This is a genomic window from Streptomyces ortus (assembly GCF_026341275.1).
In the GTDB taxonomy this organism is placed as follows: domain Bacteria; phylum Actinomycetota; class Actinomycetes; order Streptomycetales; family Streptomycetaceae; genus Streptomyces; species Streptomyces ortus.
Genome location: NZ_JAIFZO010000002.1, coordinates 1650257 through 1663847, shown reverse-complemented (window position 1 = coordinate 1663847; position 13591 = coordinate 1650257). Strand labels below are relative to the sequence as shown.

Genomic DNA, 13591 nt, shown 5'->3' with positions numbered 1-13591 from the left:
CATGTCTCGTTCTCCCAGTAGAAGGAGGAGGCGTTCACTGAAGACGGGCGGCTGGGCCGTCGTCGTGGCCGGCGTGCTCGTCTCCTGGGTGTGGTCGGACAAGCTCGACACCGCGGGAGAACCGACTGCGACGGCGACTGCCGGCGGCCTTGCATTCCTGCTCCTCGCCGTCGCGATCGACCTGTTGCGCCGCGCCCGCCCGGAACCGGAAAGGCGTACGCGCATCCTCTGGGCGACCGCCATCCTGGCCTGCGTGACCGCCGGAGCCGTCGCGGGGATCCTGCCCCTGGCCATCTCGGCGGCCACCACCGGCACCGTGACGACCACGGTCGGCCCTGCCGGGGACGGTGCCGGATACCGCCTGGCCGAGGCGGCGGACATCACCAGCGACGACTACCGGCAGACCGACCTCGTCGTCACTGTCCACGCCCGCGATCGAACCGCCCCTCGGCTGCGGGCCGTCGTCTCCTTCACCGACGGCACCGCGGATCTGAGATGCGCCACCACGCGACCGGTGTGGATCCACGAAGTGTCCACGGTGACCCTCATGTGCGACGACTTCAGACCCGTCTCATCCTTGCGCTCCATCGCGGCTGTCTCGATCGTAGAGACATGACCGGGCGGAAAGGCGCGCTCGACCACCGAGCCTCCCAAGTCCCGCCTCGCGCCCGCGCAGGATCCTGGTTCCCGGCGGGGCACTCCTGCCGGTCCTGCCGGGTGAACCGTCCGCCGCGCCTGTACGTCGTGCGTGCGTAGTCGCATGCCCGACTCGAAAGGCGCGTTCTATGCGTGTGAGACCACTCGTGTCATATCGATCATTTCGGCCGTTCCTGTTCGCCCTTCTGCTGGTCGTCGTTGTGTCAGCGGTGACCTCGGTGGCGTCCTGGGGTACCTCCGACAAACGCCCGGTCCGTGTTTCCGGGGCAGCGGCAGTCGGCGGCGCGGAACATACCGTCACTCTGCGAAACAATTCGGCCTACCGCATCTGGGTCGGCGCCACGGTCAACGCCGACGGTTCGCCCCCGCTCACCGGACTGCCCATGCTGCATCCGGGCAAGTCCGCCACCATCACCATCCCCGAGCGTTCCGGCGCCGGGCACTGGCGCGGCAAGTTCTTCGCCCGCCAGGGCTGCAAGGGAAAGTCCGGCAGCACGTTCCACTGCACCGTGGCCGACTGCGGGCCGTACGCCGACCGTTGCTCGACCGGGGAACAGCCTGCCAGCCTCGCCGAGTTCAACTTCGACCCGGCTGACGCGGCGGCCCCCTGGTACAACGTCAGCTACGTGAACGCCGTCACGACCTCCATCACCATCACTCCAGACGGGGTGCCTCCACCGAAGGACGGCGGTGCGTGCGCCTCGGTGGGCTGCCCCACCGATCTGCTGTCGGTCTGCCCGCCCGAGTACTTGTCGCACAGCAAGGTGACAGGCAGGCCGCTGGTCTGCACCAACCCGAACCGGGATGCGAAGACCGCCTACAGCGAAGCACTCACAAAGAAGTGCCCTTCTGCCTACGCGTGGTCCAAGCACGACGCCGAGGAGGGCAACCAGGTCGTCCGCCAGTGCAGCAAGTGCAAGGGATTCACCGTCTCGTTCTACGGGTCCAAGGCTCCCAAGAAGTCCGCTCTGCAGCCCACCACCAAGGTGGTGCCGAAGGCCAAGTCCACGCTCAGGCCCAAATCCAAGCAGGTCTCCGCAGGTGCGGCCGGCAAGGGTGTAGGACTCAACCCGACCGCCGGCGCCACCAAGGCACTGGTCGACTCCGGCGCGAAGTGGTACCACAACTGGGCCTCCTCCAGCGGCAAGCTCCGCAGGCCGGCGGGTGTCGAGTACGTCCCGACGATCTGGGGCCCCCAATCGGTGACGAGCGCCGAATTGGGCAATGCGGCCAAGGAGGGGAAGAACCTCCTGGGCTTCAACGAGCCCGACATGCCCAGCCAAGCCAACATGACTCCCGAGCAGGCCCTGGATCTGTGGCCGAAGCTGCAGCAGACCGGCCTGAACCTGGGAGCCCCGGCGGTCGCCACCGACGCCGACAAGGCCGGCGGCTGGCTGGACCGCTTCATGAAGGGAGCCTCGGACCGCGGCCTGCGCGTCGACTTCATCCCCGTGCACTGGTACGGCTCCGACTTCAGTTACAAAGCCACCTACCAGCTGGCCGCCTACCTGGAGCGGATCCACAAGCGCTACAAGAAGCCGATCTGGCTCACCGAGTACGCCCTCATCGACTTCAGCAAGGGCACTCCTCGCTACCCGAGCGAGCAGGAACAGACCGCGTTCATCAAGACGTCGACGGAGACGCTGAACGAGATGGACTACGTGGACCGCTACGCGTGGTTCGCCCTTTCGACCCAGACGAGCCCGACCGGTCTCTACAACGGCACCAGTCCGAACGCCAGCGGTAACACCTTCCGCAGCGCGGGATGAGGTGTCGGTTCCCGGCCGGCGAGCCACGCCGCCCGGGAATCCGACGCCCCTGCCTGCCACTGGTGCCAGGGACGGACTTGCCGTGGTCCATGACCTGTCTGGACCACGGCAAGTCCGCTGGCGGGACGCTCGGCTACGCGGGTCAGGTCACCCGCCCCTCCCCCCGAGCGCCCCGGCGCCCTCGCCTCACCCCGAACGCTGGAAGGATCCCGGTGACGATCGACACGTCCGCCATCGAGCAGGAGGCCCTCGCGCCTACCGAGCTCTCCACCGAGGAAGCCGAAGCCCCTCCTCCGGCACCTCGGTTCATCCTCTATATGGAGGGGCCCGAGTACGCAAGGAATCTGCGCCAGCTGACCCTGTGGACCCACCATGTCCTGCTGCCGGTCTACGGCCGGGAGATCACCTCTGCCGCCCCTTGGTGCTCCCGCTGGTGGGAACACCAAGAAGCGATCGCCCAGTTGCACGGCTTGTGGCTCGCCTGGGCGGACCTGACCGGTCCGGGCTCGCCCATGAACGGGCCCGCCAACTGGCACCGGGACTACCTGAGTCCGGTCATGCAGTCACTGCGGGACCCGGAGGGCCCCTTCGCCGGCTGCAAACCTGGCAGCCACCGGTCGAAGGACCAGCCACCGGTCGACGTTCTCGACCCGTTCGGCCCGCCTCCCGCGCCGACCCGGCGGTAGCGTCAGGACAGCGGTGAGAGCGGATACGCATCCGCCGCGCATCCGCTCTCGACCGTCCCTCAGGTTCAGCCTTTCAGGATCCGCCACTGAACGGCTGGGCTGTCACCGCACGCGGAGACGGAGATTCTGGCGTTGGCGGGCCCCGCACTCGTTCGTGACACGTCCATACACATGTCGCCACTCTTCTGGTTGCGAATCCAGTACGTTCCGTTGGAGCGCTTGTCGAACCACCAGAGTTGATTGTCCTTCTCGGTCGGTACGCATTCACGCTCGACCAACCGCGCCGACACCTCGGCGCCGCCCTCGCCCGGCAGGTCCATGCAGAGACTGTCCTTGGCGTTACGGATCAGGTACAGGCCGGAACCGTCGGTGCTCTTTCCCCTGACCGGCTCCAGTTTCCACAACTGGTTGTCACTGGGGGACGTGGTGCAGCTGTGGTCATCCCAGATCTTGGTTCCCGGCTTTCCCTTGCCCCAGCCGAAAAGGTCGACGCAAAAGCGCCACTTCTCGTTCTGGAACGCCACCGGGTCGGTGGGCATCTTGAGGTGGCTCGCGGACTTCTTGGCCTTTTTCGGCTTCGTGGGCGCACTCTTCGTCGTGACGGAAGCCGGTGGCGCCTTCTTCGGCTTCGGCTTCGACTTCGACGGAGAGGGGGAAGGCGACGCCGGCACAGTGCGCGACGATATGTCGGAGGGAGACTCGGTCGGCAGCTCGGAAATCACCGGAGGTTCGCTTGTCCCGTTGACCGGTCCCGCTACCTGATCCTGCTCCTCGGCACCACTCGATCCCGTGCCCAATGCCACCAACGAAGCGATGACGAGTACGGCCACACTGGCGGCTACGCCTCCCACGACCAGGGGCCGGTGCAACAACCCGGGCCGTTCGTACTCGTCGTCCGACTGAACCTGCGTCTTCTTCCCGGGCGTGACGCGTGGCCCCGCACCTGGGGATTCCGTGCGCGCTTCGCGCTCGGTGTCCGGGAAGGCCACCGGCTCGGAGTGCTGAGCGTGCACGACGGGTTCATCAGGTTCGGCGAACTCGACGGGTGCGGCGAATTCGGCGGGCGCGCCCACCCTCTCCGCCGAACCCGCGTCCCCGTCGATCTGCTCCAGCAGCCTGCTGGAGCCGTCCGGAGCGACCTCGACGACCGCCACGTAGTCGGCGGCCGGATCGGTGATGGCTCCTGTCACGGGGGTGTTCCGGCTGCGCGCGTATCCGTGCAGCATGTCGAGGATCGCGACATCGAGGGGCTCGCCCGGCACCATCGGCACCGCCTCGCCGTCGATGGCGGCGGAGCCGTCGCCGAAGATGACCACGGCGAAGGGCGCGGGGCGCTCCGGCGCCTCCTCGACGTCCTCGACCTCCTCCAGGTCGGTATCCGCCGGGACCGCGGGTGGGGGAGGGATTCTCCTCGCCATCGGCGGCTCGTCCGCCTCGTCACCCCTGTTCATGTGTATCCCTTCCTTAGGATCTCGGCGCGTGGTTCGACAACGGTTCTGCTCACACCGCAACGGTCACCGGAGCGAAACAGTTCACCTCGGGGTCTCACATCACCATCCCGCGGTACCCGCCCATCCATTTCCCTGGGAGTGAGGTCGTGAGACGGTCGAAAAAGGTGTCCCACTGCGAGAGCGTGATGTCGCTCTGCAGTGCGGGAAACAAAATCGTCTCCTGACGTTTCAGATATGCGTCCAGGCTGTCGTGCACCTCAAGGGCGACCTCGTTCAGTTCGTGCCGGAAATCCCCCTGCGTGCTGCTCCGGCCTGTTTTTCCCCTGTTCATCAGGTCGATTCCCGAGAGGCGTTCGAGTGTGGTGAGCAAACGTGCGTGTTCCGGCGTGAGTTCAGCGACGGCGTACTCGGCCTCGGGGCCGATTGCCATGATCCGCGGCCACAGCAAGCTGGCTTCCATCTCGTGGTGGTCGCGCAGCACGGTCACCACGAAGTCCCGCAACTGCGACAACACTCCAGGACATATGGAAGGTCGCCCCACGGCGCTCACCAGCAGACGTGCGGCCACTCGATGAGTCTCATGGATGAGCCGTTTTTCCGAGATGACTCTGGACTCGGGTTCGGCTTTCTTCTTCATATGCAAACTTTTCAGGCAGGCCGGGTGGATGAAACTCAGTCACGTCCGAGTACGTAGCACAACGAGTTCCGGGCCCGGACGGTTCAACGCGCCGCGCACATATCTGATGGCCGATGTGAACCGCTTGAGCGTGGAGGTCGTTGTGTCTCCTTGACCACCCGTCCCGGTGTCCCACCGATGGCAGCGCAGGGAGAACGCATGTCTACCGCGGGCACCGCATCGGTGCGGAAGCGAGAGCGGGTACAGGAGGTCGACGTACTGCGCGGCTTCGCCCTGCTGGGAATCGTCCTGGTCAATGTCCCGGCGATGGCCGGACCTCACCTCGGTCCAGGCGGCGAGCTGTATGTGTCATGGGTGGACGAGACGGCTGCCTGGCTGGTCACCACCCTGGTCAGTGCCAAGTTCTATCTGCTCTTCGCCTTCCTGTTCGGGTACAGCTTCACGCTGCAGCGGGCCTCCGCCGAGTACGCCGGAGCACCCTTCGCGCCCCGGCAGCTACGCCGGCTGATCGGCCTGTTCCTCCTGGGGCTCGCGCACGCCGTCCTCCTTTTCCCGGGCGACATCCTGATGACCTACGCCGTGCTGAGCCTCGTACTGTTCGCCGTCCGCGACATCGCGCCGCGCACAGCGGTACGGGTCGCGGCCTGTCTCGTCACCGGTGTCGCCGCATACATGCTGACCTGGGGCGTGTGCACGGTCGCCCTCACGGATCCGGTGCGTTCGCAGGACCTGCGGGAGATCGAGGCCGCGGCGCGCGGGACGGCGGCGGCCTATCGCGACGGCTTCGCCTCGGTCGTCCGGACCAACCTGGAGGTGTGGCGCGACGGACTGGGGTGGAACATCCTGTACGGCGCCGACATGCTGGCGGCCTTCCTGGTGGGACTCGCCGCCGGGCGACGAAGGCTGCTGGCCGAGACCGACCGGCATCGAGCGTGGCTCGCGCGGATCGCCGTCCGCGCGCTGCCGGTCGGGCTGGCGGGGAGTGCCCTCATGGCGGTCTGCCGCAACGGCCCCCTGGACATACGCTGGTACGACATCGGCTCGGCCGTCGGAGTGCTCACGGCCCCGGCGCTGACGGCCGCGTACGCCTGCGGTCTGCTGCTCATGGCGCGCACCCGGGCCGGTGGCCGGGTCACCGAAGCGCTGGCCGGGGTCGGCCGCCTGGCCCTGACCCACTACCTCACGCAGTCGCTGGTCATGGCCCTGGTCTTCACCGGCTACGGACTGGCCTGGTACGGCCGCTACGGCACCACCGTGCTGCTGGCCGGGTGCCTCGTCCTGTACCTGGCACAACTCGCCCTCAGCCACTGGCTGTTGCGGCACTTCCGGTACGGACCGGCCGAATGGCTGCTGCGCGCGATGACACTGGCGCGCAGGCCCTGAGGGTCAGGGCTTGTCCAGCGACACCGCGTCCCTCTGCCACCGGCCGGCGCTCTCGACGGGTGCGTGAGGGCCGGCCGCCCAGGTTCGGGCGGCCCGCTCGGTGATGGCGGCGGTCTCGGCCCTGGCCGCCGCGGAGAGGACGTCCGCGTCGGCTTCCTCGTACCACGGGCGCAGCCGGATCAGGGCGGGCCGTACACCGGTGGCGAGCAGCAGGGCGGTGCCCTTGGGCAGAGCGCGTATGCGGTCGGCGGGCAGGACCGGGTCGAGCCGGTAGGAGTAGGAACGGGAAGTGCCGTCCCTGCTCCGGGAGACGGACCCGGTCCGTACGTCCCGATTGCCGACGAGCTTGGAGATCTTCTCCACGAAGTCGGCGTCGTCGAGGCCGGCGCCGAGCAGCTTGACGGTGGCGGCGCTCCACAGGGCGTCCATGCCCGCCTCACCCCAGACACGGCTTCCCTGGCGGTAACTCTGCAGCAGGGTGACGACGTTGATGCCTCGGGAGCCGAGGTGGCTGTACAGGTCGGGCAGGTCGGAGATGCGGCAGACGTTGGCCGCCTCGTCGAGGACGGCGGTCATCGGGGGGTCGAGTCGGCCGCCCATGCGTTCGGCGGCGATCACGCCCGCGCGCAGCGTCGTGTCGGCGAGTCCGGCGATCACACCCGCCGCCGAGCCGCCGCCGTCCTTCGACAGGAGGTAGAGGGTGTCCCGGCCCAGCACATGCTGGTGCGGTCTGAACTGCGGAAGCTTCGGATCAGGCGTCACCCAGGCCACGATCTCCGGGTCGAGCAGACAGGCGACACACTGCCGGGCGGTCTCGTAGATGCCGTCCCGGGTCTCCACCGCGCCCCGGACCGTGCCCTGCAACTGCTCGGCCATGGCGATCATGCCGACGTCCCGCAACAGGTCGACGGGCGTGCGGTCCGCGGGGTCGGCGAGCCAGGCCAGCAGGTCGAGCACGGAGGCCTTACCGCGCGCGGCGGCGAGGAACAGCGAGGTGAGGGTGTTCTGCGCCGCGGAGATCCAGAAGTCCTTCTTCGACTGGTCGTCGTTGACGGAGGCGACGAAGTGTCCGGCCAGCCGCCGTGCGCCCTCGATGGTGTGGCAGTCGGCGAGGATGTCCCACCACATCCCGCGCGGAGTGTGGGCGATGCTCTGCGGATCGAACGTCCACACCCGGCCGGCCTTCTCCCGTTCGGCACGGGTGACGGAGTATACGTCGGACTTGTTGGAGGTCAGCAGCACCGCCCCCTGGGCACGCAGCACTCGGGGGACGGCGATTCCGGTGGACTTGCCGGCGCGCGGGGCCATCAGGTCCAGCTCCACGTCCTCGAAGGAGGAGCGCAGCTCCGGACCGTGCGGAGCGAGGTCGCCGAGGAGGTTGCCGGTCTCATCGGGGTGGAGATGTTCGCGGCCCTTGAGCGAGGGGCGCAGGTCGCGGGCGCGCGCCGCGATGCCGGCCGGTGTCATGGATGCCAGCTCCCGGTTCCCGGCCAGCCCCCTGGGACGGGAGACGTACCGCAGGACCCGTCGTGCGGCCAGTGCGCCGACGGCGACGGCTGTGCCGAAGACCAGAACGATCCCGGTGATCACACCGGCCGGTGACGCGTCCGGCCAGAGCTTCCCGGGTCCGTCGGTGAGCAGAGTGCCGAACGTCGCGAAGGTGAACGGCGGGGAGCTCCACCCCGAACCGGTCAGCGCGGCGCCCAGGGTCCCACCGAGCCACATCCCCCCGCAGACCACCAGGGCGGTGCCCGACACGAGGACGATCGCCCAGGGTGCCAACTCGCTCCCGTAGCCCCTGCCCCCGGCCGCGTCCCCCCTCATACGATCCCCGTCCCGCCCGGCTCCCGCTGCCTGACGTGCCGGATGATCCGCTCGGAGGCCTTCTCGATGGGGCGTTCGTTCTCGGCCCAGCGTTTGTTGGTGTCGTGCAGACGTCGTTCGGTGTCGGTGATGGCGACCTGGATCGGGATGCCGGGGCGGCCACCGACCTTGATCAGGAAGCGCCCGCGCCCGGGGGGATCCTCGCGGTCCCCGTGGGCGGCCCAGCCCGGGGGCGAGGACCAGGAGGCGACGAGGTCCATCTCCCGGCGGGACAGGCCCACGACCTGGCCCAGATCCTCCATCTCCTGGCGCGGCAGCCCCGCGCAGACCACCATGCCGGCCCGTTCGACGAAACCACGCGCCTTGACCCGGTCGGCGTCACTACCCAGGGCCTCCGCGTCCTTAAGGGTGTGCGTGATCTTGGCGTCGCCCAGGCCGAGGCTTCGGTTGAGACGGGTCAGGGCGTCGATGCGGTCCACGATGCCCGACGCCGCGCGCAGCGGTCGCCACAGCTCGTCGAGCACGGTGAAGAACCAGCGCCGAGGCCGCAGTCCGGCGTCCGCCAGGGCGTGCGAGGCGGCCACGGTGCCCAGGCCGTCGGACCAGGCGGCCAGCATCGCGGCCGCGGTGAGCTGGGTGTCCGACTCACCGATGCGGGAGATGTCCACGCACACCGCGGGCGCGTCCAGGTCGATGCGGGTGGATGCCTCGGATGCGAAGGTGTCGCCCAGCGGCCCGTCCAGGACGCCCAGCAGCGAGCGATGCAGCGGGTCCACGGCGTCGCGGTAGCGGGTGTCGTCCCCGCGGTCCAGCGTCACCGCCCGCACCCGGTCCGGCCCCTCGGTCAGGACGCGCACGAGGTCGGGCAGCAGCGGCTGCCGGCCGGGGGGCGTGCGCTCACGCAGATGGTGCAGCGCGGCGGAGAGCACCGACTGCTCGTGGTCGTCCACTGCCCGGTCGCGCACGATGGTGACCAGCGCGGCGACCATGTTGAGGACACGGCCGTGGGTCTCGGCGCTCAGCACCCGCCCGGCCTCGCCGCCGATACGCCGAGCCGCGGCGCCCATCGCCCCGGGGTCGAGGACGTTGATGCCGCCGACCCCGCGCCCGATGGGCAGGACCTGGCCGCCCAGGGCGCGCACGGTGTCCGCGTAGTCGGGCTTGAGGTCACCCAGCACCATCGGCACCACACCCGTGGCGGAGAGCCCGATGAGCATGCGGTTGATCAGGGTGGACTTGCCCAGGCCCGGCATGCCGAGCATGAACAGCGAGGGGTTGGAGATGTAGTGGGCGCGGGTGAACCACGACAGGGGGTCGCCGCACACGGTGGCTCCGGTGTACAGGTGCTGGCCCAGCGGGACGCCGCTCATGGGGGCACCCGAGCCTGCCGCGAACGGCCAGAGCCCGCAGGCCTGGACGGTGGTGGCCCGCCACATCGTGGGCGGGTCCATGTTGGCCACCTGGCCTCCACCGGGTCCGGGCCAGCCGCGCGCGGGGGCCAGTCGCTCCCTGGGGGGCCGGGCGGGCGGCTGCTTCGCGGTGCTCCTGGACGCGTTCCTCGCTCTCACAGTGCTTCCTTCAGTTCGCGCGGGATCAGGGTGTACTCCCACGGCAGGATCCCGGCCGGCAGGGTGCAGCTGAACGCCGCCGCCTGCATGCGGTCCGCCGGGCGCATCAACAGCCGTGCCCCGGCCAGCTGATTGCGCACCGCCGTGTTCGCGTCCTCCAGGTCGGCGTCGGAGTCGACCGTCACGGTGACCATCAGCGAGAACTCCACCAGGCCGGCCCCGGTCGCCTCTTCCACCGCCGTCTGCTCGGTCGCGCTCACCTCGTTGGCGGCCCGCGCCTGCACCAGGCCCCGCTTCGAGGTCGCCATGAACTGCGCCGCCCGCCGGTCGGCCTCGACGATGCGCGCCGAGGTCGCCGGGTCGATGGGCCGGTACAGCAGCGCCACCCGCTTTCGGCGGGTGCCCGGAGTGGCCTCCAGCAGACCGCGCAGCACATTGGCGCGGACCGTACCGCGGGGGGCCAGGGTCAGCATCCAGGTCCGGGACACCCCTGAGTCGTGGACATAGGAGTTGGTCCTCTCCAGGGTCGCCGCGGGCCCCGCGTCCTCCCAGTCGAGTCCGGTACCGCCGTGCTGGGCACGGATGTCGAGGACATCTCCCGCGACGGCCGGATCGTAGGCCACCCGTACGACTTCGGCGATGCGCTCCGCCGACAGGGGCGCGGCAGCTCCGCCACCGGCGCTCACCACCCCGTCCAGCAGGCCGGGAATGCGGATGGCCAGGTCGGTGATGATCTCGTCGGTCTTGCGCCGCTGTCCGCCGGCCGGACCGTAGGTCAACGAGATGTAGGTGTGCATCTCGGAGGACGTGGACGGGTACCGCTGCACCACCTCCTCCATCACCGCCCGTGCCGCTGCCGGTGCGTCGGGGTGGAGGCGCGGGAGCAGCTCGTTCGCGAGCCGGCTTCCCGTGTCGGGGGCGGTCTCCACCACCACGGCGGCCCCGCGCAGGCCCGGTTCGGCGGACAGCCTGGCCAGCCACTGGCCCCAGGACGCCACCCAGGTGTCCACCTGGTCGGGGTCGACGAGGGACCCGCCGTCGGGTTCGCAGCCGAGCACGATGGTGTAGAGGTTCCGGCTCCGGTGATGCACCACGCCGAACGGCTGGTCGTAGGCGTCCCGGCCCTCCTCCAGCTTGACGCGGTTCAGCAACCCCGGCGGGCGGAACCGGCCGCCGGGCCGGGCGGACAGCGGTCCCGAGACATAGGTGGCCGATCCCTTGGACTTGCGGTTGAACCAGCTGATGCGCAGCGCCAAGACCTGATACATGTTCCGCCCGTCCTGGGTACGCGCCGTCAGCGGCAGCAGGAACAGCACCTGGAGGACGACGGCGACCAGGGTGACCTGCAGCGAGATCAGCGACAGCATGAGATCGACGACGATCCCGCCGAACACCACGACGGTGCCGATGAGGCCGAGCGGCCCCAGTCCGGGCCGTCTGGGCCTGCGCCAGTTCCCGTACGTGGGATGAACAGCGGCTTCGGTGGACATGGGCGATACCTGCTTTGCTTCCGATGGGTGGATCGTGGGGCCCCTGGGGGTGGTTCAAGGGGCCCGGACCACGAGCCGACCGGGCCGGAGAACGGACGGCAGGGAACCCGCCGCCCACGGTCCGGCGCCGGTCAGTGGCCGTTCCGGTCGTTGCTCGTGTTGCTGTTGGCGCCCTCCACCCCGCTCCGGGTGACGCCGACGGCTCCCTTGGCGACCTTGCCGGCCACCGCCGCCGCGCCGAGCACCGCGGCGCCGATGACGGGCACTGCCGCGGCCGGGGTGGTGCGACCCCCCGCGGCTGCGGCGCGGCCCCCGCTCGCCGGGGAACCGCCCCCGCTTGAGGAAGAGCCGCCTCCGCTGTCGGGCCTCGCCGCGGCACCGGTTCCGGCGCCGGTGGCCCCCGAGGGTTTCTGGGTGCCGGACGCACCAGGGCCGACCCGGCTGATGGCGCCGCCGGCGATCGACTTCGCTCCGGAGGCGATACCGGAGGCCGCTCCCATCGTGGCCTGCCCGGACGAGTCTCCTCCGAGCGCCTCCGTCGCCGGCACGATCACCCTCATCAGGGCGGGCAGCGCGATGGCCGACAGCAGGAGCACTCCCATTCCCGCGATCTGCGTGTTGACCTGGTCGACGCCCTGGGCGTTCACCATCACGGCCCCCGAGTAGAAGATGAGGCTGACCGCGGGCTTGTACAGCAACCAGGCGATCAGCCATCCGACGTGCTTCTGCCACCAGGTGCCGCCCCATTGCGTCATGGACGCGGAGGCCGCCAGGGGGAGCGTGCCCATCAGGATGACCATCACGCCGAGCCGGATCCACATCAGGAGGGCGTGGATGATGCCGGCGAGGATGAGGAGGCAGCCGACGACCAGCATCAGCATGGCGGGCATGACCTTGTCACTCATGCATTCGATGCCCGACATCAGCTCGTCGAGGCTGTCCCTGAACAGGTGGCTGGAGTACCTGTCCATGAGGGTGGCGAACGTGATGATCACGGTGCTCGCGGCCGTGTTGACCAAGGTGACGCGCAGGACTCCCTTCAACGCCGTCTGGCCTGCGTCACCCTTCCTGTCCAACGCCATCTTGATCGCGGCGAAGAGGATCGAGCCGATCGCCAGGTACGTGACGATCCACTGGGTCTGCGTGTTGACCTTGTTGGACGAATCCTCGTCGTACGAGTTGATTTCGCCGACGGCCTCGAACATCCCGATCGCGGCGCGCATCACGAGCTTGGCCACCATCGAGACCATCTCGCCGATCGGATCGTCGAACATGCCGAAGAAGTCGAGGCCGCCGCCGCACCCGTGGTCTCCGTCAGCCAAGAACATGTCGGTCTCCCCACGCGGCGAAGTCACCGGGTTTCGCCTGCTGATCCACTGCGGAGTACAGCGATCCGTCGCGCTGAGGAGCCACTTTCCAGTCGCCGTCCTGCCAGCGAACGGTGACCGAGGTCGACAGATGGCCGCCGGAGGGCTTGGTGAGCAGCAACTCCACGGTCGCGGACCGGGCCGAGTAGGACTTCAGGGAGAAGCCCTCGAACCGCCCCACGGGCTTCTCCTCGGGGTCTGTCGTGCCGGACACGGCTTTGCCGGTGACGAATCTGTCGCGCGGCTCCCCGGGCACGATCTGCTGCTCCGCGGCACTGCGCCAGGTGTTGCCGCTCAGCTGGACGGGAATGGTGTGCGCCGCCAGTACCGCGCCCGTGGGCGTGTGGGCGAAGCACCACCACACGGAGCTGTCGCGGTGCAGCGGGCCGGCCGACGGCGAGGTGGGAACCATGACGGCGACGAGCTTCCGCCAGCGCAGATCGGCCGGTGTCGTGGTCGGCCGGGAGGTGTCCCCGTCCTCGGTGCGGCAGTTCTCCGGCCGGCCCCGCGGACCACCGCGGATGTGTTGGGGATCGCCCGGCGACAGCGGGCCGCTCAGTCCGGCGAGTATGTCCCGGCTCTCGTCCGCGATCCGTGTGCTGTGGTCGGGGGCACCGGTGGTGGCGCCGCTCAAGAAGGTCGCCAGTGACATCGCGACGGCGACCCCGAGGAACACGGCCGCGTTGGTCCAGCCGCGTTGTCTGTAGAAGGGTCCGTCGACCGGACCCTTCTTCCGTATCGAGCCGAACATGTCGGTGT

The 13591-nt window shown here is 69.2% G+C and carries 11 protein-coding genes; 4 read left to right on the top strand and 7 right to left on the bottom strand.

The window, feature by feature from the left end:
* Nucleotide 1: 1 nt before the first annotated feature.
* The 3 genes from K3769_RS10660 to K3769_RS10650 all read left to right on the top strand — a co-directional run bounded on the left by K3769_RS10660 (nucleotide 2) and on the right by K3769_RS10650 (nucleotide 3112).
* Nucleotides 2-616 (top strand): hypothetical protein, encoded by a 615-nt coding sequence (locus tag K3769_RS10660; protein ID WP_267026194.1) that lies wholly within the window; start codon nucleotides 2-4, stop codon nucleotides 614-616.
* Nucleotides 617-785: 169 nt separating this feature from the next.
* Nucleotides 786-2426: a glycosyl hydrolase gene (locus tag K3769_RS10655; protein WP_267026193.1), complete on the top strand. Its 1641-nt coding sequence runs from the start codon at nucleotides 786-788 to the stop codon at nucleotides 2424-2426.
* Nucleotides 2427-2743: 317 nt separating this feature from the next.
* Nucleotides 2744-3112: a DUF4913 domain-containing protein gene (locus K3769_RS10650; protein ID WP_267031314.1), complete on the top strand. Its 369-nt coding sequence runs from the start codon at nucleotides 2744-2746 to the stop codon at nucleotides 3110-3112.
* A 65-nt stretch (nucleotides 3113-3177) separates the two neighbouring features.
* Here K3769_RS10650 and K3769_RS40865 read toward each other — a convergent pair whose 3' ends face one another.
* Both K3769_RS40865 and K3769_RS10640 read right to left on the bottom strand, forming a co-directional pair.
* Nucleotides 3178-4428 carry an RICIN domain-containing protein gene (locus tag K3769_RS40865; RefSeq protein WP_267026192.1) on the bottom strand — a complete coding sequence of 417 codons (1251 nt, stop codon included), beginning with the start codon at nucleotides 4426-4428 and terminating at the stop codon, nucleotides 3178-3180.
* 229 nt (nucleotides 4429-4657) lie between these two features.
* Nucleotides 4658-5200 (bottom strand): hemerythrin domain-containing protein, encoded by a 543-nt coding sequence (locus K3769_RS10640; RefSeq protein ID WP_267026191.1) that lies wholly within the window; start codon nucleotides 5198-5200, stop codon nucleotides 4658-4660.
* A gap of 198 nt (nucleotides 5201-5398) precedes the next feature.
* Between K3769_RS10640 and K3769_RS10635 the strand changes: the two genes are divergently transcribed.
* Nucleotides 5399-6583: a DUF418 domain-containing protein gene (locus tag K3769_RS10635; protein WP_267026190.1), complete on the top strand. Its 1185-nt coding sequence runs from the start codon at nucleotides 5399-5401 to the stop codon at nucleotides 6581-6583.
* Between the two features lie 3 nt (nucleotides 6584-6586).
* Here K3769_RS10635 and K3769_RS10630 read toward each other — a convergent pair whose 3' ends face one another.
* The 5 genes from K3769_RS10630 to K3769_RS10610 all read right to left on the bottom strand — a co-directional run bounded on the left by K3769_RS10630 (nucleotide 6587) and on the right by K3769_RS10610 (nucleotide 13583).
* Nucleotides 6587-8407, bottom strand: coding sequence for a type IV secretory system conjugative DNA transfer family protein (locus K3769_RS10630; RefSeq protein ID WP_267026189.1), 1821 nt, complete (start codon nucleotides 8405-8407; stop codon nucleotides 6587-6589).
* Nucleotides 8404-9858 carry a putative type IV secretion/conjugal transfer ATPase gene (locus tag K3769_RS10625; protein ID WP_267031313.1) on the bottom strand — a complete coding sequence of 485 codons (1455 nt, stop codon included), beginning with the start codon at nucleotides 9856-9858 and terminating at the stop codon, nucleotides 8404-8406. Before K3769_RS10625 ends, K3769_RS10630 begins: the two co-directional genes overlap by 4 nt.
* Before the next feature lie 113 nt (nucleotides 9859-9971).
* Nucleotides 9972-11465 carry an SCO6880 family protein gene (locus K3769_RS10620; protein WP_267026188.1) on the bottom strand — a complete coding sequence of 498 codons (1494 nt, stop codon included), beginning with the start codon at nucleotides 11463-11465 and terminating at the stop codon, nucleotides 9972-9974.
* A 131-nt stretch (nucleotides 11466-11596) separates the two neighbouring features.
* Nucleotides 11597-12793: a hypothetical protein gene (locus K3769_RS10615; protein WP_267026187.1), complete on the bottom strand. Its 1197-nt coding sequence runs from the start codon at nucleotides 12791-12793 to the stop codon at nucleotides 11597-11599.
* A complete protein-coding gene (locus K3769_RS10610) occupies nucleotides 12780-13583 on the bottom strand; it encodes a DUF8175 domain-containg protein (RefSeq protein WP_267026186.1) in 804 nt (267 codons plus the stop codon). Before K3769_RS10610 ends, K3769_RS10615 begins: the two co-directional genes overlap by 14 nt.
* Nucleotides 13584-13591: the final 8 nt, after the last annotated feature.

What these genes read in the sequence shown, in the direction of transcription:
- K3769_RS10660 (WP_267026194.1), top strand. Translation starts at nt 2, where the DNA reads ATGTCTCGTTCTCCCAGTAGAAGGAGGAGGCGTTCACTGAAGACGGGC.
- K3769_RS10655 (WP_267026193.1), top strand. Translation starts at nt 786, where the DNA reads ATGCGTGTGAGACCACTCGTGTCATATCGATCATTTCGGCCGTTCCTG.
- K3769_RS10650 (WP_267031314.1), top strand. Translation starts at nt 2,744, where the DNA reads ATGGAGGGGCCCGAGTACGCAAGGAATCTGCGCCAGCTGACCCTGTGG.
- K3769_RS10640 (WP_267026191.1), bottom strand. Translation starts at nt 5,200, where the DNA reads ATGAAGAAGAAAGCCGAACCCGAGTCCAGAGTCATCTCGGAAAAACGG.
- K3769_RS10635 (WP_267026190.1), top strand. Translation starts at nt 5,399, where the DNA reads ATGTCTACCGCGGGCACCGCATCGGTGCGGAAGCGAGAGCGGGTACAG.
- K3769_RS10630 (WP_267026189.1), bottom strand. Translation starts at nt 8,407, where the DNA reads ATGAGGGGGGACGCGGCCGGGGGCAGGGGCTACGGGAGCGAGTTGGCA.
- K3769_RS10625 (WP_267031313.1), bottom strand. Translation starts at nt 9,858, where the DNA reads ATGGACCCGCCCACGATGTGGCGGGCCACCACCGTCCAGGCCTGCGGG.
- K3769_RS10620 (WP_267026188.1), bottom strand. Translation starts at nt 11,465, where the DNA reads ATGTCCACCGAAGCCGCTGTTCATCCCACGTACGGGAACTGGCGCAGG.
- K3769_RS10615 (WP_267026187.1), bottom strand. Translation starts at nt 12,793, where the DNA reads ATGTTCTTGGCTGACGGAGACCACGGGTGCGGCGGCGGCCTCGACTTC.
- K3769_RS10610 (WP_267026186.1), bottom strand. Translation starts at nt 13,583, where the DNA reads ATGTTCGGCTCGATACGGAAGAAGGGTCCGGTCGACGGACCCTTCTAC.